Source organism: Actinomadura sp. BRA 177 (assembly GCF_013372625.1).
GTDB lineage: Bacteria > Actinomycetota > Actinomycetes > Streptosporangiales > Streptosporangiaceae > Spirillospora.
Genome location: NZ_JABXFD010000583.1, coordinates 33,237 through 51,610, shown reverse-complemented (window position 1 = coordinate 51,610; position 18,374 = coordinate 33,237). Strand labels below are relative to the sequence as shown.

The window sequence follows — 18,374 nt, the reverse complement described above, 5'->3', positions numbered from 1 at the left end:
GGGTGGTGGCGGCGGTGGCTGCACCGCGACCCTGTCCGCCGGCCAGAAGTGGGGCGACCGGTACAACCTCAACGTGTCGGTGTCCGGCTCCAGCAACTGGACCGTGACGATGAACGTCCCGTCCCCCGAGAAGATCAGCTCCACCTGGAACACCAGCGCCAGCTGGGACTCCAGCGGCCAGGTCATGACCGCGCGGCCGAACGGCAACGGCAACAACTTCGGCGTGACCATCATGGCCAACGGCACGTGGACCTGGCCGACGGTCTCCTGCAGCGCCTGACCTGACCAGCACACGCACACCGCACCCGCACCCGTGGCGCGGCGGCCCCAGCCGCCGCGCCACACCAGTCCCCAGGCCGCGCCCCCGTATGGGTCAATCGATGATCGCGGTGGCCCGATCGACAGCTGCCGGTAGACCTGAACCTCAGTTCAGCGGCCTGCGCGAGGACGCGGGCCTGACGCGCGCTCCGGAGAGGGGCGCGCGTCCATTTGGTGAAAGGCCATTCGTTGTGGCGGTGAACCGGATGACGCCATTCCGCGTCTACACGGCGATGCTTCGAGCTTGGAGGCGCAGTGAAATGGTATTACGCCGTGGTCGATCCGGTGGCCGCCAGAGCGGAGTGGGTGATCGCCGTCTGCCTGCCGCTCACGGCGTCGGCGGGCATCGCCGGGTACGCGGACGCGGTGTCCCGGACGGTGGCGGTCACCCTGATGGGGGTCCTCCTGGTCGGCGGTGTCGGCCTGCCCTTGACCGCCAAGGTGGTGGAGGATTGGTTCCTCAAGAAGCTGCTGGCAAAGGCCGCCTCCAATCGGGTCACCGAACTGGGTAAGGCCCTGGACCGCCTCGGTTTCGACCCTGGCGCGGACGGGGTGACGCCGGACATGCGGCGCCACCACGCTCAGGCGCTCGACGCCTATCGTGCCGCCGGCGAGATTCATGCCGAGCGCAATGAAGAACGGGTGAGACGCGAGGTCGACCGCGGCTATCAGGCGATCCGGGAACTCGAACTGCAATGGCTCGGCAAGGTCGTCACCGAACCCGACGCCCCTGCCCGGCCCGCGGCTCGGCCGTCCGTGGCCGGCGTCCCGTGGGAAAGCGCGCCTCGCGGGCCGCTCAAGGTGTACAGCGGCACCGGGAAGAAGCTCGTCCGCGTCCCCGCCGACCTGCCTGACCGCGCTGTCGTCGAGCTGAGAAACCAGGGCCCGGGCTCGACCCGGCTCTACAAGCGCCGCCTGCCGATCGGCTCCAACCAGTACCAGGGAGCGGTCCACGACGAGCAGGTCATCCGGGACGTGTTCGAATACCGGCGGTTCTACACCTACCGGTATCTGCGGATCATCTCCGACACGGCTTGGACGCTCTCGTTCCTGGACGCCGCCGGCGTGCCGCGCTTCGCGTCCAGCACGCGGGGGACGTGCGACGACCTCCAGCTCTACACGGGCGGCCCGGGCTTGGCGAGGCTCGCCGATTCGGGCGGTGACGGCGCGGCGGTGAGCAGCCTGGACGGTGACCTCAAGCTTCTGGGCGTCATGGCCGACGGGCACCGGCCGTCGTTCGCACTGGCGGGCCCCGTCCTGCTGCGGATTCTCACGTCCTCCCCGTGGTCCCTCGACGTCCAGCCGGTCACCGGCGGGGAGCTCCCGTTCAGGACGTTCTCCACCGCCATCGAGGGCTCCGAGAGCGAACCCATCCACTTCACCGGGCGGACGTCCCATGTCCGGGTGCGGAACGTCGACGGAGACACGTTCGAGGTGCATCTGCTCGGGTCCGATCTCACCCGCCAGACGACGCTGATCAGCAGAGGCATGTGGTCATCGACGGAGAGCGCGAATTTCGAACTCGTCCTCCTTCTGAAGGAGGGCAGCATCTTGCAGGTCGTCACGTCCGGCGGGAAGTGGAGCTTTCAGACGGTCGACGGCTAGCCGCCGGTTCGGGCGGTGACGTTCATCCTGATGTCGTCGGCGGCCCAGAGGACGAAGCGTTCGATCGGGGTGATGGTCTGACCGGGGGCAAGGGTGAAGCGGAAGCGTTTCAGCAGGACTGCCAGGACCAGTTCCGCCTCGATCATGGCCAGTGCGGAGCCTTCGCAGCTGCGCGGGCCGAGGCCGAACGGGATGTAGGCGAGCCTGGGACGTCCGGCGGACGCCTCCGGGGTGAACCGGCCGGGGTCGAAGACCTGCGGGTCGGGCCAGTACTCGGGGTTCATGTGGACGGCCCAGAACGGGTAGAAGATCGTCGTCCCGGCGGGCACCGTGTACTCGCCGAGGACGACGTCCTCGGTGGCTTCGCGGGCGCCGTACGGGCCGGGCGGGTAGAGGCGCATCGCCTCCTTGAGGGCCCTGTCCAGGTGGGCGAGTTGCCGCAGTTCGCCGTATTCGGGGGCGGCGCGGTCGCCCAGGACGCGGTCCAGTTCGTCGGTAACGCATCGAGCCGCGTCCGGGTGCCGGGCCAGGAGGTAGAGCGTCCACGAGATGGCGACGCCGGTGGTGTGGTGGGCGGCCAGCATGGTCATCAGCACGCTGTCGCGGATGCGCGCCGGGGACTCGCCCGCGGCCACCAGCGCCGCGATCATGTCCGCCCGGTCATCGCGGTCGCGGTGGGCGGCGAGCACCTGGTCGACCGTCGCGCGCAGGTAGGCCAGGGCCTCCTCGGCCTCGGCGCCCGGTCCGTCGGCCCGTGCCATGTACTCGGTGAGGACGGTCTCGAACGCGGACACCACCCGGCGTGCGGAAGACGCGTCCTCCAGGCCGCTGCCCAGCGCGTACTGGCAGATCATGCGCAGCGACAGCTCGCTCAGGTCCCGCTGCAGGACGACCGGCCCGGCGGAAGCCGCCCAGCGGTCGGCCAGCTCGGTCGCCAGCGCGGTGAACTGCGCGAAATGCGCCTCATGCGAGGGACGTCCGGCCAGGACCGACAGCATGATGCGGCGCCACGGCCCGTGCTCGTCGGCCGGGAGCGTCTGCAGGTTGCCCGCCTCCTGCAGCGGCGCGAGGAACTCGAACAGCTTCTCCGGCCGCTTGTCGATCTTCGCGGTGGCCTCCAGCAGGACGGGATCGGCGACCGACACCGCCACGTCCGCGCCGGGCAGCGGGAACCGCACGACCGGCCCGTACTCGGCGTGCAGTCGCAGCTGGTAGTTGTGCAGCCCACCGGCCGCCGCGATGGCCGCGGCGCCGTCACCGTCCGAGGCCGGTCCAGGGATCTGCGATGGGATGCCGACATCGCCTCGCATGTGCGCTCTCCCGCCGTCCGGATCATCGAGCTGATCACAATGCTGACACGCACTCGGCAATTGGCGAGATGACCGGGCAGCACCATTCATGTAGAGGTGATGAACTTCGTGCTCCTGGCCGGCATCTCACCTGACATACGACCACCAAGAAGACGGTGGGACAGGGCCGGACGGGGGCGTCCAGCAGGGCCTTCCCTTTCCGTCGTCTGGTTCGACGGGGAAGGGCGAGAATGCAGAAGGCTCGAATTCCGGGGATCATCGGGGGAACCGCGATGGCCGCCATCGCCATCGCGCTCGCGGGGTGCGGCACCAGCTCGACCGCGGGCCCCACCGCTGCGGAGGTGGGCGACTCGGCGACACCGTCCGAAACGGCGACGGCCGCGGCGCCGGGGGCGGGCTCCCCGGGGAAGGGGACGCCTGGGAAGGGGACGCTTGGGAGCGGCCCGGCAGCGGGGTCGGCGGAGACGGAAGCGGGAGCCGCCCGGCCTGCACCACCGAGATGCTCGAGGCGCGGCTCGCCAACCGGTACGCCGTCGAGACCAACCGCTACGTGACGCTCATCTTGACCAACACGTCCGGGACCCCCTGCACGATCCGCGGCTGGGCCGGGCTCCAGCTGGTCAACGATGACGGGGTCGTGCCCACGAGGGTCAGGCGGGACGGCACGCCGCGGACGGTCACGATTCCCAGCCACGGCTACGCCTGGGAACGGCTGTACTGGACGTCGGAGCTCGCAGGCGACGAGAGCGTCCCGTGCCAGCCGACCCCCACCCGCTTGTGGGTGATCCCGCCGGATCAGACCCGCCATCTCACCACGCTCTGGAATCAGGGCCCGGTCTGCCGGCACGGCACGATCTCGCTCACCCCGATCGCGGAGAGCCCGGCCCCGGTCGCCGGCTAGCGATCTGCGGTCAGGCCGGAAAGGTCGCGGGTGACGACCGTGTTGCGGTCGGTGGGACGGTTTCCCAGGGAGAGTTGCGGCCATTGGCCGGAGAGTTCCTGGCGGCTGCGTTCGCTCCAGGCACGCGCTTCGTCGCTGCGGGTCTTGTAGAAGTTGAGCGCGTAGCCGCCGGTGTGGACGCGGAGGAGCGTGAAACCGCCCGGGTATTCCTTGACCGCCCCCACCTCCTGCTGGACGACCCGGGGAGCGAGCGGGAATGTCGAGCGCTGGTTGCGGTGTGTGTGGCCTGCATGGTGGAGAAAGACGCCGGGGGTGCGGTTGTAGGCGGCGAGGATTCGCAGTGATTGGCCCGCATCCAGAGAATGCGCACCGGTTATGGCGAGTGGGTCGTTCTCCGTGAAGAGCGGATGGTGACCGAAGACGAGAGTGGGACGGTCCGGGTCTTTCGCCAGCTCCGATTCGAACCATGCCTGCTGGTCTACGGAGAGGCCGCCGGAGTCGCCGCCGTCGCCCGGCTTGTCGTAGGTGTCCAGGCCGATGATGCGAAGGCCCTGCAGGTCGTGCGTGAAGTACGTGCTGCCGGACGGGAAGAAGGCGTCCTTGAAGCAGTCATTCCCCTGCCACGAGCCGGCGCTGCAGGACGCGTAGGGCGTCCCCGAGTGGGCGCGGTCATGGTTGCCGCGCGCCACCAGATAGTCACTGCCCAAGGTGCCGAACGTGTCGAGAATTCCCTTGGCGTTCTGCAGGTCGATGGGGGCGGCTTCGCTGGAGACGTCTCCGGCGGCCAGGAGATAGGACGCGCCCCGGCTGCGGGCGTCCGCTATCAAGGCCTTCGCCATTACCTCGGGATAGGGCGGGTGGCCGGGCACCTGCTCTATGCCTTTGATCCACGGGAGCTGCCCGACGAGACCCGCGACCGTTTCGCCAAGGTGCAGGTCGTTGCACAGCGCGACAGAGAAAAGGTGGCGGCCCGGCGGCGGCTGCGGGGTCGTGAAGGCGAATACGTCCCCTTCGGGACGGCCCGCCGCCGAGCCGAAAGCCAGCCAGGTCGGAGTCGCGGAACGTCCTGCCGAACGCGCCTTGTAGTAATACGTGCGCCCCGGCTCCAGGCCGGTCAACTCGACGTAGTGGTACGGGGTTCCCGCCGCCCCATGAGCCACTGACGTCAACCGGGACGGATGCGTCCCAAAAACCACTTCGGCGTCGGACGGCGCCGGGACCATGCGACCCAACCCGTCGTCCGTGCCCGGGACGCCCGTGTACCAGGTCAGGACGGCCGTCGTCTCCGTGACCGTGACCAGCTCAAGGTTCACCGGTTGCACGCCGTCCGAAGCCCACGCGGTCTCCGGCAGCAGCGACGCACCCGCGACGACGACGCTCCAGCGGAGCAGGGCCCGGCGGCTCGGACGGCAGCAGATCATGATCGCCACGGTGGCACTCGCGCCGCCGTCCGGCCAGGCCCAAACTCAGCCGGCGACGGCGTTCAGGCGTTCCTCGCGGAGGCGGCCCGCCCAGGAGTCGTCCAGCGGCTGCAGGTCTCGGCCGACCGCCCAGCGCAGCAGCAGGTCGGCGAGGCCGGGGTTGCGGACGAGGGCGGGCCCGTGCATGTAGGTGCCGAGGACGCGCCCGCTGTAGGCGCCCTCGAACCCGTCGCCGTTGCCGATGCCGTGCACGACCTGCGCGAACGGGCGCGCGTTCGGCCCGAGCTGCGTGCGGCCCTGGTGGTTCTCGAACCCGGTGATCCGGGGCACGTTCAGCTCGCCCGCCACGTCCCCGACGATTTCGCCGACGGCGCGCTGGTCGCCGCGCCCGGAGCGGATGTCGAGCAGGCCGAGGCCCGCGACGGGCTGGCCCTCCTCGCCGCCGAACTCGTGGCCGAGCAGCTGGTATCCGGCGCAGACGGCGAACACCACGGCCCCGGACTGGACGGCCCGCGCCAGCCCGCCGTCGCCGCGCAGCCGCTGCGCCGCGAGGATCTGCGGACGGTCCTCGCCGCCGCCGAGCAGGTAGATGTCGCCGTCGGCGGGGACGGGCTCGTCCGAGCGCAGGTTCACGGTCTCGGTCGGGATGCCGCGCAGCGCCGCCCGCCGCTCCAGGACGATCGAGTTGCCCTGGTCGCCGTAGGTGCTGAGCAGGTCCGGGTAGATCCAGACGATCTTGATGCGGTCAGACGACACGGCCGTACCTCGTTCGGATGTTCTGGAAGGCGGTGTAGTTGGCGATCACGTCGAGGTGCCCGGGCGGGACGGCCATGACGGCCTGGTCGATGTCGTCCACGACGGTGAAGGACACGTCGGCGGCCTCCAGCCGGGCGGCGAGGTCGATGCGGCGCTCGCCGGTGACCCAGACGGGACGTCCCCGCAGGATGCGGTAGTCGACGTCCCACAGCCAGGACGTGTCGCGGCCGTCCGGCCCCTGCGCGTTGATCGACAGGGCGACCGGGCCGGGCGCGGGCTGCAGGACGTCGAACGCCTCCAGCCAGCCGGCCGGGTTCTTCGACAGCAGCAGCCGGATCGAGCGGCCCTCGTGCTCGACCGTCGTGTAGCGGCCGGCGACGGAGGTGACCTGCGACAGCAGCGGCAGCGCCTGCTCGGGCGGGACGCCGAACTGGGCGACGACCGCCAGCGCGATCAGCGCGTTCGAGCGGTTCGCACGGCCCGGCAGGGACAGCCCGGTGAGCGAGTACGTCCGGCCGTCGGGCGCGGTGATCGTGTCGCCCTTCAGCGCCCAGTCCGGACGGGGACGGCGGAAGTGGCACTGGCGGCAGGCCCAGTCGCTGTCCTCGTCGGTGTCCTGCCGGTCGAGGGGGCCGCCGCACTCGGGGCAGCACCAGGAGTCCTCGCGCCAGTGCTGGCCCGCGGCGACCCAGGTGACGCTCTTCGCCGTGGACGCGCCCCAGGTGACGAGCGGGTCGTCGCAGTTGGCGATGACGTGGCTGGTCGGGGACGCCTCCAGCGCGCGGCGCCACTTGCCGGCCAGCAGCCAGATCTCGGCGGCGCGGTCCATCTGGTCGCGGCTCAGGTTCATCAGCGCGACGAGGTTCGCCCCGGTCTCTTTCAGGACCATCGGGACGTACTTCTCGTCACACTCCAGCACCCCGTACCGGGCGGACGGCGCGGACGCGAGCGCGGACACGTGCCCGGTCGGCATGTTCGCGCCGAACGCGTTCGTGGCGACCTCCCCCAGCGGCGTCATCGCCGAGGTGATCAGCCGGGTCGTCGTCGTCTTGCCGTTGGTGGCGCTGACGAGGACGAGCTTGCGGTCCTTCGCGAGCCTGGTCAGCAGCTCGGGGTCGAGGCGGAGGCCGACCCGCCCGCCGATGACCGAGCCGTCCCCGCGGCCCGCCATGCGGGACATCTTGGCGGCCGTACGACCGAGCGCGACGGCCAGCTGCGAACGCAGCGGAAGATCGCTCATGGACTCCGTCTTCTCTGGATGCGCCGGGAAACCGCTCCGAGCCTAGCCGGTGGGGGCGACGCCGCGGGCGCGTTGCGGGGCGCACCGGCGGGTTCCGGGACGTACCCGGGTGCGCGGGTGCACAATGTGAGCATCATCACAGGCGGCCGGGTAAACCACTCGGGACAATCTTGACCAGTACTGACATGTCGTGATTCGGTGCGACCTCCGACTACGGTGTGCCAGATTTCCGTCCACGCATCCGAGAACGGCGGCACCCACTACTTTTGTCGGGGGCCCTGCTGGTTTCGCGGGGACGCGGTGCCCGTCCCGACCGGCGGGCCAGGACCGCAAGCGTGGCAAAGCGGCGATAAGGCGAGGTCTGAGCGATGCAGTGTCCGACGTGCGGTAACGACACGCCCGGGACGCTGGGCAAGTGTTCGCACTGCGCGGCGCCCATCGACGTGTACTCGGTCGGGCCCGGCGTTCCGCTGGCGGCACCCGTCGCGGACGCGTCCCCGGGCACCGCGGACGGGCTCGGCGACCGGACGATGATGGTGCCGCCGCCCACGCCGTCCTGGGCCCCGAGCGCGCAGCCGCCCGCTCCCGCAATGCCGGATTTCGGGATGCCAGCGCAACAGCAGCCGCCCGCCCCGACCGCGCCGCAGCCGCCGCCGTCGCTGCAACCGCCGTCGCCGTCTTCCACGGCGCCTGAGCCGCCGGCGCGGCCGCCGCTGCAACTGTCGGTCGAGCCGTCCGCTCCGACGCCCGCTTCTCCCCTGGTTCCGGTCGACCCGGAAGACACGGCCGCCTGGACGTTCAACCCGGACGAGGACGATTCAGGCGCCTACGGGGCCGTCCCGCCGGCGCCCGGCTGGGGGAACCAGCCGGCGCTGCCCGCGAACGAGAAGCCCGCGCTGCCCGCCGCCGCGGACGCCCAGCCGAGCCCGTTCGGCCTCGGCGACCAGCCCGGCCCGGCCGAGTCGATCGTCCCGGAGTCGTGGTTCGCGCAGCCGCGCCGGCCCGCGGGCGCGGACGCCGACGCCACCCAGGTGTGGGGCGGGCAGGGCGGCGCCCAGCCGCCCGGCATGCCGGACTCGACGCAGCTCGCCCCCGCCCCGATGCCGGGGTTCGGCGGGAACCTCGACCAGACGCGGATGGACCCCGGCGCTCCTCCCCCGATGGGCGGCCCGATGGGGCCGATGGGGCAGATGGGTCAGCCCGGGATGGCCCCGATGGGCGCGATGGGTCCGGGCGGTCCCGGATATGGCGGCTTCCCGCCGCAGCAGCCGCCGCCGGGGCCGAAGAGCGGCGGGACGAGCAAGCCGCTCATCGCCGCTGTCGCCGCGCTCGTCACGGTCGCGGCCGGGGCCGTGGTGTTCGTCGTGTGGCCGTCCGGTGAGGACTCGTCCGCCAGCACGAAACCGAGTACGACGCCGTCCAGCAAGCAGGTCGCGGAGAAGAACACGATCCCGCCCGAGACCAAGCAGCAGGCCCAGGTCCTGAACAAGATCCTGGACGACAGCGTCGACACCCGCCGCATCCTCGCCGGGGCGCTCGGCCGGGCCGGCAAGTGCAAGACGCTGCCGAAGGCGATCCAGGGGTTCCAGACGGTCGCGCAGCGCCGCCAGAACCAGCTGCGCCGCACCAAGGAGCTCAAGGTCGACAAGCTCGCCAAGGGCGAGCAGCTGCGCGGCACGCTGTCCGAGGCGCTGACGGCGTCGCTGCAGGTCGACGTGGTGCTGCTGAAGTGGGCGCAGGCGAACCAGCGCAACTGCCGCGGCAAGCCGAAGCCGAGCGCGGCGCACGTGCCCGGACGGGCGGCGCAGGAGCGGCGGGCGACGACGGCGAAGAAGCAGTTCGTCGTCCTGTGGAACCCCGTCGCGCAGAAGACGGACCAGCCGAAGCGCAGCTGGAAGCGCGTGTAAAGGCCGGTTACGGCCGGGTCTCGTCCCGGGACGAACCGCCCGAACCCCGTGGTCGCGCGTTATGTTGTGACCGTTCGAACTCACGGGGGCAGGGGGGCCGTCATGCGGTGTCCGAACTGCGGGACCGACACCACGTCGTCCTCGCCCGCATGCATGCGCTGCAACGCGCCCCTGCCGCAGGACGGCGACGCGACCGCCCGCGACCCGCTCGCCGGAACGTCCCGCGACCCGTTCGGTGAGGCGCCCGCCTCCCGCGAGCCGCTGCCGCCGCCGTGGGCCGGGCAGAGCCCCACCCCGTGGGAGGCGCCGCCCGACTACACGACGCCGATGCCGCCGTCGCAGGAGCGGTCGATCCCGCTGTCCCCCGAGCCGTGGGCGGAGCCGGCTATCTGGCAGCCGCCGGCGCCGGCGGGCAAAAGCCGGCTTCCGTACTTCCTGGGCGCGGCGGGCTTCGTCCTGCTCATCGGGGTGGCGCTCGCGATCGTGTTCTGGCCGAGCGGGTCGAACAGCCCGGAGACGCCGCCCGCGGCAGTGCAGCAGTCAACGCCGCCGCCGAGCCAGGGCACCGTCTCCCAAACCGAGGAGACCGGCGACGTCGACGCGCAGGCCGGCGCCGTGAACACGCTGCTGGACGAGATGGGCTCGACCCGCTCCGACCTAGGCACGGTCGTCGAGGAGGGCTGCACGACGAGCGGCCTGCAGCGCATCCTGGACGAACGGCAGGGACAGCTGGAAAAGGCGCGCGGCCTGGAGGTGAGCGCGCTGGACGACGGCGTCCAGCTGAAGGACGCCCTCGTCCGCGCACTGGAGGCGTCGACCGAGTCGAACCAGCGCTACCTGGACGTCGCCCCCGGCTGCCCGACCGACGAGGAGGTCTCGGACGTCAACTCGCGCGCCAGCAACGCCAAGAGCGAGTTCATCGGCTACTGGACCCCGATCGCCGACCAAACCGGCCTCCCACCCCGCACCGAAAGCGACATCTAACGGTTGGCGGGGTGTTCCGCCTTGTCAGCCGCCTACGCCGATGGCTGTGCCGAGGGCGTGGACGGCTTCGGCCAGCACCGCTACGCCGGTGACGCGGCGGCCGAGGCGGGTGAGGGCGCCTTCCATGCGTTCGGTGTCGGGGTCGTCGGAGTCGGCCTCCTCGCGGACGTCGGCGAGGTCGCGGCGCGCTCGTCCGGGCTCGTCGAGGTCGCCGGCGTGCGCGTCCAGCAGCCGTTCCACGCGGGCGAGGGCCTCCTCGACCTCCCGCGGCGGGCCGGCGTTGATCTGCTGGTTCTGCGTCACGTGGTCGCCCGGACGCGACCTGCCCGGAGACGTTGGCGTTGCCGCCGATCCTGATGCCCCGGTCACCGTGCCCGCTCATGCCGCCTCGGTCATGGGCTGATGCCTCCGGAACGGCCCGGGCCCCTCTGCCGCTGGTCGACACCTGCCCACGGCACCTGGGCGTTGACGGCCCTGGTCCGCCCCTTCCCACCGAAAGGCTGCGGTTTCACACCAGCACAGCTAGGATGTGACGCATGGCGCGGCAGGTGAAGCGGGCTTTCCGGTACCGCTTCTATCCCACAGACGAGCAGGCGGCCGAACTGGCCCGCACGTTCGGCTGTGTTCGCCTCGTCTACAACAGGGCGCTGGAGGAACGCACCCGAGCCTGGTACACCGAGCAGCGCCGCGTTTCGTACGTGCAGTCCTCGGCGGCGCTGACCTCGTGGAAAAAGACGACGGAACTGGCGTTCTTGAACGAGGTGTCCAGCGTGCCGTTGCAGCAGGCGCTGCGGCACCTACAGACCGCGTTCACCAACTTCTTCGCCGGACACGCGAAATACCCACGGTTCAAGGCCAAGAAGAAGTCGCGAGACTCGGCTGAGTACACCGGCTCGGCGTTCCGGTGGCGGGATGGTGAACTGACGCTGGCTAAGATGTCCGAACCATTGGCGATCGTGTGGTCCCGGCCACTACCGGTAGGCGCGGAGCCCTCCACGGTGACGGTGTCGCGGGACGCGGCCGGACGCTGGTTCTGCTCGATCCTCTGTCACGACACCATCACCCCCATGGACCCAGTGGAGCGCGCGGTGGGCGTCGACGCCGGGGTGACCTCGCTGGTGACGCTATCGACAGGTGAGAAGATCGCCAACCCCCGGCATGAGCGCCGCGACCGGGAACGGTTGGCCAAAGCTCAGAGGGAGATGGCGCGCAAAACCCCCGGGTCGGCGAACCGGGATAAGGCCCGGCGGCGCGTGGCCCGGGTCCACGCCCGGATCAGCGACCGGCGCCGTGATTTCCTGCACAAGCTGTCGACTCGGCTCGTCCGTGAGAACCAAACGGTCGTGATCGAGAACCTGGATGTCCGCAACCTGGTGCAGAATCATTCGCTGGCCCGCGCGATCTCGGATGCGGCATGGCGGCAGTTGCGGACGATGCTGGAGTACAAGACCGATTGGTACGGCCGTGAGCTGGTGGTGATCGACCGTTGGTTCCCGTCCACCAAGGCATGCTCGCGATGCGGGGCCGTGACCGAGAAGCTACCCCTCAAAGCGAGGACATGGGGATGCGGCGAGTGCGGCGCCCGGCACGATCGGGACGTCAACGCCGCCAAGAATGTGTTGGCCGCCGGGCTGGCGGTGTCGGCCTGTGGAGCCGGTGTAAGACCTCAACGGGAGTCTTCCCGGACGGGGCAGTCGGCAGCGAAGCAGGAAACACGGCGGGCGACCGCTGGAATCCCTGCCTTTGGGCAGGAGAGGAAGTCAAGATGACGCCGGCCTGCGAAGGCCCGGAAGAGCCGTGCCCGCAGCGCATAAGGATCACCGGCTCCTCGACTGGCCGCTCGCTCACGACGACGAACAGGACCTGGCGACCACCCACGGCAGGACAATGGACGCCACCCAGCCGACGACCTGGCACCACGTCTAGGACAGTCGTCGCCACGGAGTCTCGGTGAAGCCGGCGAGGACCGGCAGAACCAGGAAATACCCGACGGCGAAGAACTGCGGGAAGATCAGCGCACCCAGCCAGATACCGCCAAGGACGAGGTCGCGGACGATCCGGTAGCGGCGGGCGCGCAACACGTGCAACAGCACCGGTTCCACGCCGTACCCGTAGGACGGGACGACGGCTCGGTTCTCGTCATCGAGGAACTCGGCGATGACGCGGTCGCCGATCCGCTCGTCGAGGTAAACGGCGCGCACAGGTACGGGTGGTGTTGTGCAGCGGCTGCCGGTCGGTGTCCGCGGCCGACTGCGCGTGGTGGAACAACGCCGCGGCGTCGGGGAACCCTCGTCCACGGCCATGCCGACGGAACTATTCGGATCATGACACTGACGCGTGAGAAGGCATCTAAAGGTGACCTTCTGGCCACACTTGGTCACATGGTCGGTCCCTCAGGGTCGCGGGACTGGCCGAGGAAGGGGAGGCCCTTGGACGGGTCGGCGAAGGGGTCCACGAAACGGTCGAACCAGCTCAGGACGGGTTCGAGCCATTCCGTGACGCGCATCGTCCCGGCGACGTGGTCGATCTGCTCGTCCTCCTCGAAGCCGAGCGCGACGACGGCGAGGTCCTGGTAGAAGTCGGACTGGTCGTCGTCGCCGTAGAGGGCGGTGAGGGCGATCGGGCGGTTGCGGGCCAGTTCCATCGACAGCGGGTGGCGGCGCAGGGCGCGCAGGCGGTGGCCGAGCTTGGCGTCCGGCGGCTGCTTGAGGCCCGGCAGCGGGTAGTCGAGCGGCGGCGCGAGGGTGTGCTTGTCGGGGACGCCGCCGCCGTAGGGGAACAGGCGGTCGAGCTCGTGCAGCCACTTGACCTGCGGGATCATCCACTGCGGGCCGGGGGCGGCGCCGGGCGGGGCACCGCCGAGGAGGCGGCCGGCGATCTCCGCCACGGCCGCGGTCAGCTCGGACGGAGGGTAGGCGGCGCGCAGCGACCGGGACCGCCGGGTCACGGCCCGCTCGACGACGGTCGCCAGCGCGCACTCGCGAAGCCGCGGCGCCAGCCGGGACCAGGCGCGTCCCAACTCGGGCGGGACGGCGGGCAGCGGACGGTTCACGACATGTGCCAATACGAGCGTGTCGGCCCACAGCCGCAGCCACGCCCAGTCGTCCCCGCCGGCGATGAGGTCGGCCTCACGCAGTTCGAACAGCGTGCAGGCGCGTCCCGAACGGCATTCGCAACCGCAGGCGGCGGACCGTCGTCCGTCCACGGGCGGCGGGGGGCCGGGCAGTTCGGCCTCCCGTCCCTCGCCCAGCGGGACGCGGACGCGGAGGGGCCGGTCCATGCCGTCCGCGAACACGGCCGCGACGCCGGGCCGCAGCGACACCACTTCGCGGGACTGGTCGCCGTCCAGGTTCATGGCCGCGCCGACCTGGTGCCGGTCGTCGTAGGCGGGCAGCCGGTGGACGACCTTCAGCGCGGTGTTCTTGATGACGTCCGGGACGAGCTTCGTGGGGATCTGCTCGGCGACGATGATGCCCTCGCCGTACGCGCGGATTTCGGCAAGCATTCCGGCGAACAGCTCGACCGCGTGCGAGCTGCCGCGTTCGGGCCCGCGATTGCGGAGCAGGCGATGCGCCTCCTCGATGACGATGACGTGCCTTAGCGCGGATTCGGTCGCCCGGTCGCGCTTGCGCTCCCGCATCCGCAGATGCTCGACGATGCGGATGATGAGCGTCCCCATGAGGAACGCCTTGTCCTCGTCGTTGGCGACGTCTTCGATAGCGAGCACGATGTTGTCGCGAAGCATGCCGCCGATGTCGGCCGGGTGCCCGCCTTCAAAGAATCGTCCCGCCGATCCGATGCGCAATGACCTCAGCCGGACGTCGACGAACCCTTGCACGTCGGCCATCAACTCGCGCCCGTATCCGACGTCCTGGATGACTTGAAGCGCCGCGTTCTGCAGTTGCTCAAGGGTTGGGACGGCGGGCTCGATCAACGACCCGGGAACGCCCGCCCCCGTCACGACGTCCCACCCGTTGTTCTCGTAAACCCGCTGGAGCGCCTGCGCCATGATCTGCGGGAACGGCTCCTCCGCATCGAACGCGGCCTGGAACAGCGCCCGCACCATGTCAATATGCGCCTGTACGGGATAGCCCGGTTCAGGTGCCAGCGGATTAACCGAAAGGGGCACCGAATCGGGGTCAGACGGATTGACGACCGTCACCGGCCCGCCCAAATCCTGAATGCGCCCGGCCATCGCCGCGTACTCCGACTTGGCGGGCTCGATCGCCAGCCACGGAATACCGGCCCGCGTCAGCTGCTCCAGCAGATGCCGGACGGTCTGCGACTTACCGGCACCCGTAGCCCCGGTGACGAATACGTGCCGGTTAATGGTCGACCGGGGCACGGTGAAGCGTCCGACCTCCCGGTCCTGCCCGTCCAGGATGGCGCCGAGTTCAATCTGCGCTTCTCCACCCTGCGGCGCGGTCTCCGACGTGACATCGAAATACCCCGCCTCCAACACCCGCAGCCCAGGAACTTCCCTCCGCGGCAATCCGGCCAGCGCCGCCAGCGCACCCGCCGTGGCAACAAACGGGAACCGCTGCTCCGACTCCCCCATCGGCCGAACCGGCGCCGGCGCCGCCCCGGGGCTGAGCATCTCGCTGAACGACCCGCTCCCCTGCCCCGACCGGAGCCGATACGGATGATGTCCCAGCTCCATCGACCCGACGAGTACCGGAGCGATCTGCCCGAGTTCATCCTGCGAGGCCGCTCCGGCAACGACCCGCACCTGCCAGAGCCCCGCCTCACGAAACGCGTCCAACTCCGCAAGCCGCTGATCGGCCCGGGAGACGGCGAGCCTCGACTGCTCGTCCTCCCCCCGCCGCAGCATCCGCAACTCGTGCTGCAGCTCCCGCACCTCGTCATCGATGAGCCGTTCATCGCACGGATCCGCGACCACGAACCACCCGAAGGGCCGCTCCATCAACGTGACGAGCGTCGCCTCGAACAACCCGGGGCCGCCCCCTGCGCCTTGCGGCGCCAACCGGCCCGGACACCGCGTCCAAACCATTCGCTCGGCCTGCCGCAACCATCCGTCCCCAACGGGCACCCCACGAGCCCCACTGGGAAACAGCAACCCATGAGTCTCGGCGTTTGCCTCCGGCGTCCCGATGGGCCCCGCGTTGGTGATCAGCTGGAGCGGCGCACCGGAGCCCGCCGACAGCCACCCAACAACGAACGGCCGCCGCAACCGCGCCGCCGACAACGCCGCAGGCAGCACACTCACAAAGTCCCACTCGGCCGACGCCTCCCGCTGCGGCGCCGGCACGGCCTGAATCCGATACCAGGGCCCCGGCAGCACGAACCGCTCCCCACCACGCATGGAACCGGGCGGGACACCGGCCCCCCTTCGGTAGGGCGGCACAGCAGACGACGACCCAGGCGGCAAAGTCACCCCAGCATCCTGACGCGCCCCAGCGCCCCGCGCCAATGCACCGTCAAGAAGAGTCCGAAGCATCGCGCAACCCGCGCGGCGGGCAAGTACGGGAGGGTCGCCCTGGCCGCGCGGCGGCTTGACGGTCCGGGCCCGGGCTGCTGTTCTCACACGCCGTCCAGGCCATCCAGGTCAAACGCCACCGCACCGACCGCACCACCGGCAGAACGACGATCAATCCCATCCACGTCGGCACCAGCCTCACACAGGCCACGCAACCCCTGCCCGACTCGCCGCCCTCATCCGGGGGTGCTGGTCCATCGAGGCCCTGCACCACGTCCGCGACGTCACCTACGCCGAGGACCGTTCACACATCCGCACCAGTCACACACCACACATCATCGCCAGCCTGCACAACCTGGCCATCGCCCTCGCCCGCCACATGGGCTGGACCAACATCGCCCCGCCAACGACCACTACCGGATTCACCCCGACCACGCACTTCAACTACTCGATCGCACTACCTGAGAACGCGTTCGCCCTGCCCTGCGGCCTGGCCGGTGCGTGGTGAGCACGGTCCCTGCGTTCACCCAGCCAGATCTAATCTGGCAGCGGATCCAGACAGTCCGCGCTTTCTAGAAGGATCTGGATCCCGCTTTTCTCACCGAGAGGCCGCACGCCCAACACGTCAGCGAACTCGGCAGCAAAGAAGGTCACATATCCAGTGACCACATTCGGATCAAAGACCGTCGGCTCCACGGATATACGCGACATCAGCGGGGCCTCCTGACTCGACGCGTTCGCCGCATGGAGTGCGGCCCACGCGAACGCGGCCCCTCGCCGCATCAGATGGTGAACTTTCTCCTGCCCCGATGATTCGATGCCGTCTTCCGGAATTCCTCGGCCATTGACGGCGGTTTCGTATTCGCCTACCGTCGAGAATTTCGAACGGTCTCCGAAGTAGGAGTCACGGAATGCGACAAGCAGTCTCGCGCCGCCTTCCGTGATCCATCCCTCTTCAACGACCGCGCGTAGCGGAAGGCATACGTCGACCGCGCGGAGATGTTCCAAGAAATCCGGCCCAAGCACCTGCTCGGCGTCAGGGCTGATCACAACCATCTACTACTTCCCTCAAGCCTCGGGTTCTACCGCAACTCGGCGTCCTCGGCGGGCCAAAGCCCACGCCAGAGCGATCGGCTCCTCACGCGACAACTCTTTCAGCCCCGACACACCAAGATCACATCATGGCAAACAACACTGATCGAAGTGACGAACCGTCACTAACACCGACCCACCGCCACGCCCTGCGCCAGAACTGAATGCCTACTCTCACACCTGATTCCCGGCTGTCTTACGCAAAGGCGTCGACAGCTACGAATACAACGATGCCGATTATCAGGACGGCCTGCCCGATAAAGGATCTCAGGAGTACATGCTGCGGCACATTAGGCTCATCCATGAAAAGTATTGAGAGCAAGATGCCGGGCCTTCCCGTGCCACATATTATCACCCACATGAACAGTGCCGCCGTGGACCAGAGAGTCTTTTCGGCCGACAGCCATACCACTTGAGCTTGATCAGCAATGCCACCGGGGCCGCCACCCACATCATGATGGCGGCGCCCGTACCACCGGGGCCGAGCAGCTTATGGTCCCTCAGCGTGAGAGCGATGACGAGCGCAAGGGCCGAAATCGCAGCGATGAGTGCCATGCTGCCTCCAGTCCCGCGAGATTATACACGTTTCATGAAGTCGCCGCCATTCTCAATGCGGCGCCGGAACACTGGATTTTGGTTCCCCAGTACATTTAGAACGCCTTATCCCGCCCGGCCCCTCGATAGCGGCAGCCGACGCCCATCAACCCACTCCAGGATGACACAAAGAACAGGCGTAATGACAAGAGTTGCCCCGCCGTTCTTACGCGACCCGCACCAGCGCACAACAAGTCTCGTGCCACTATTAGGATCCAACAGCCCCGCACGTCACACTCATTGCGCAAGCCCGCTCATTCCTGTTCACCCGCAGCCCTGAACGACAGAACGTCCACCCACTCTGAGAATGCGCCCCCTCGTTGCACCAACTCTTCCATGACTATTACCGCCGACCATGGGATGTCCTTAGCTGGGACGTCGATGGCGATATGCCTGTCTCCGCGGCTCAAACAGCAGGCCGTCCATGTGAAGCTTGGAAGTTATCTCCGAAAAATGCGCCGAGGCAGCCGGGCCAGCTTGAAGCAGAAGCCTCAGCACCCGCCGTCCCGATTTCCTCACCACAGACGTTACATGACCACCCGAACCTATGCTGACAACATCTCTAGAGCCAGGCCGTAAGCACAGAAGGGAATGCAGCACAGCTCATATGCATCTGAACCGACGGACTTCAACCACAGTTGCTCACGCTGGCCGGCAAGGCCAAAGGTATTCAAATCCACCATGGCCACGTAGCCCTGCCAAGGCCGCCGCACCGGCTCACCCTGTGTCACATAAACAACATCGTCTGCCGTCATCTTTCCTCAATCCGAGCCGCCCAAAAGATGGCGCCCTGTGAGGTCACAACACGC

General features: G+C 69.1%; 16 protein-coding genes and 1 pseudogene. 8 read left to right on the top strand and 9 right to left on the bottom strand.

What is annotated here, in order from left to right:
- Positions 1–280: pseudogene (locus HUX53_RS33330) on the top strand (1,4-beta-xylanase); the annotation flags it as partial.
- Positions 281–573: 293 nt separating this feature from the next.
- On the top strand, positions 574–1,923 hold the full coding sequence (locus tag HUX53_RS33325) for a hypothetical protein (RefSeq protein WP_176407216.1): 1,350 nt from the start codon (positions 574–576) through the stop codon (positions 1,921–1,923).
- Here HUX53_RS33325 and HUX53_RS33320 read toward each other — a convergent pair.
- The gene (locus HUX53_RS33320; RefSeq protein ID WP_176407215.1) at positions 1,920–3,233 is read right to left on the bottom strand and encodes a cytochrome P450; all 1,314 of its coding nucleotides are present in this window, start codon (positions 3,231–3,233) and stop codon (positions 1,920–1,922) included. The genes HUX53_RS33325 and HUX53_RS33320 overlap by 4 nt on opposite strands.
- A gap of 499 nt (positions 3,234–3,732) precedes the next feature.
- Between HUX53_RS33320 and HUX53_RS33315 the strand changes: the two genes are divergently transcribed.
- Positions 3,733–4,134, top strand: a complete 402-nt coding sequence (locus HUX53_RS33315; RefSeq protein ID WP_176407214.1) for a DUF4232 domain-containing protein — start codon at positions 3,733–3,735, stop codon at positions 4,132–4,134.
- Here HUX53_RS33315 and HUX53_RS33310 read toward each other — a convergent pair.
- From HUX53_RS33310 to HUX53_RS33300, 3 genes are read right to left on the bottom strand one after another with little or no spacing between them, the layout of a single operon-like run.
- The gene (locus tag HUX53_RS33310; RefSeq protein ID WP_176407213.1) at positions 4,131–5,555 is read right to left on the bottom strand and encodes a metallophosphoesterase family protein; all 1,425 of its coding nucleotides are present in this window, start codon (positions 5,553–5,555) and stop codon (positions 4,131–4,133) included. The two genes, HUX53_RS33315 and HUX53_RS33310, sit on opposite strands and share 4 nt — an antisense overlap.
- A 45-nt stretch (positions 5,556–5,600) precedes the next feature.
- Positions 5,601–6,311 carry a type 1 glutamine amidotransferase gene (locus HUX53_RS33305; protein ID WP_176407212.1) on the bottom strand — a complete coding sequence of 237 codons (711 nt, stop codon included), beginning with the start codon at positions 6,309–6,311 and terminating at the stop codon, positions 5,601–5,603.
- Positions 6,301–7,551 (bottom strand): Mur ligase family protein, encoded by a 1,251-nt coding sequence (locus HUX53_RS33300; RefSeq protein WP_176407211.1) that lies wholly within the window; start codon positions 7,549–7,551, stop codon positions 6,301–6,303. Before HUX53_RS33300 ends, HUX53_RS33305 begins: the two co-directional genes overlap by 11 nt.
- Positions 7,552–7,919: 368 nt before the next feature.
- Between HUX53_RS33300 and HUX53_RS33295 the strand changes: the two genes are divergently transcribed.
- Both HUX53_RS33295 and HUX53_RS33290 read left to right on the top strand, forming a co-directional pair.
- Entirely contained in the window at positions 7,920–9,458 is a 1,539-nt protein-coding gene (locus HUX53_RS33295) for a hypothetical protein (protein ID WP_176407209.1), read from the top strand.
- Between the two features lie 102 nt (positions 9,459–9,560).
- On the top strand, positions 9,561–10,442 hold the full coding sequence (locus HUX53_RS33290) for a hypothetical protein (RefSeq protein WP_176407207.1): 882 nt from the start codon (positions 9,561–9,563) through the stop codon (positions 10,440–10,442).
- A gap of 24 nt (positions 10,443–10,466) precedes the next feature.
- On the opposite strand, the gene HUX53_RS33285 is transcribed toward HUX53_RS33290, so the two are convergent.
- On the bottom strand, positions 10,467–10,745 hold the full coding sequence (locus tag HUX53_RS33285) for a DUF5955 family protein (protein ID WP_176407206.1): 279 nt from the start codon (positions 10,743–10,745) through the stop codon (positions 10,467–10,469).
- A 233-nt stretch (positions 10,746–10,978) separates the two neighbouring features.
- On the opposite strand from HUX53_RS33285, the gene HUX53_RS33280 reads away from it, so the two are divergent.
- Complete coding sequence (locus tag HUX53_RS33280) at positions 10,979–12,211, top strand: RNA-guided endonuclease TnpB family protein (protein WP_176407205.1); 1,233 nt, start codon at positions 10,979–10,981, stop codon at positions 12,209–12,211.
- A gap of 28 nt (positions 12,212–12,239) precedes the next feature.
- Positions 12,240–12,368, top strand: a complete 129-nt coding sequence (locus HUX53_RS41890) for a hypothetical protein (protein ID WP_255205888.1) — start codon at positions 12,240–12,242, stop codon at positions 12,366–12,368.
- Here the strand turns inward: HUX53_RS41890 and HUX53_RS33275 are convergent.
- Both HUX53_RS33275 and HUX53_RS33270 read right to left on the bottom strand, forming a co-directional pair.
- Positions 12,365–12,643, bottom strand: coding sequence for a hypothetical protein (locus tag HUX53_RS33275; RefSeq protein WP_176407204.1), 279 nt, complete (start codon positions 12,641–12,643; stop codon positions 12,365–12,367). The two genes, HUX53_RS41890 and HUX53_RS33275, sit on opposite strands and share 4 nt — an antisense overlap.
- 176 nt (positions 12,644–12,819) lie before the next feature.
- Positions 12,820–15,393 carry an ATP-binding protein gene (locus HUX53_RS33270; protein ID WP_255205887.1) on the bottom strand — a complete coding sequence of 858 codons (2,574 nt, stop codon included), beginning with the start codon at positions 15,391–15,393 and terminating at the stop codon, positions 12,820–12,822.
- A gap of 865 nt (positions 15,394–16,258) precedes the next feature.
- On the opposite strand from HUX53_RS33270, the gene HUX53_RS41885 reads away from it, so the two are divergent.
- Positions 16,259–16,387: a hypothetical protein gene (locus HUX53_RS41885; RefSeq protein WP_255205886.1), complete on the top strand. Its 129-nt coding sequence runs from the start codon at positions 16,259–16,261 to the stop codon at positions 16,385–16,387.
- Positions 16,388–16,416: 29 nt separating this feature from the next.
- Here the strand turns inward: HUX53_RS41885 and HUX53_RS33265 are convergent, their stop codons facing one another.
- Complete coding sequence (locus HUX53_RS33265) at positions 16,417–16,935, bottom strand: hypothetical protein (RefSeq protein ID WP_176407199.1); 519 nt, start codon at positions 16,933–16,935, stop codon at positions 16,417–16,419.
- 1,175 nt (positions 16,936–18,110) lie between these two features.
- The gene (locus HUX53_RS33260; RefSeq protein ID WP_176407197.1) at positions 18,111–18,320 is read right to left on the bottom strand and encodes a hypothetical protein; all 210 of its coding nucleotides are present in this window, start codon (positions 18,318–18,320) and stop codon (positions 18,111–18,113) included.
- Positions 18,321–18,374 lie beyond the last annotated feature (54 nt).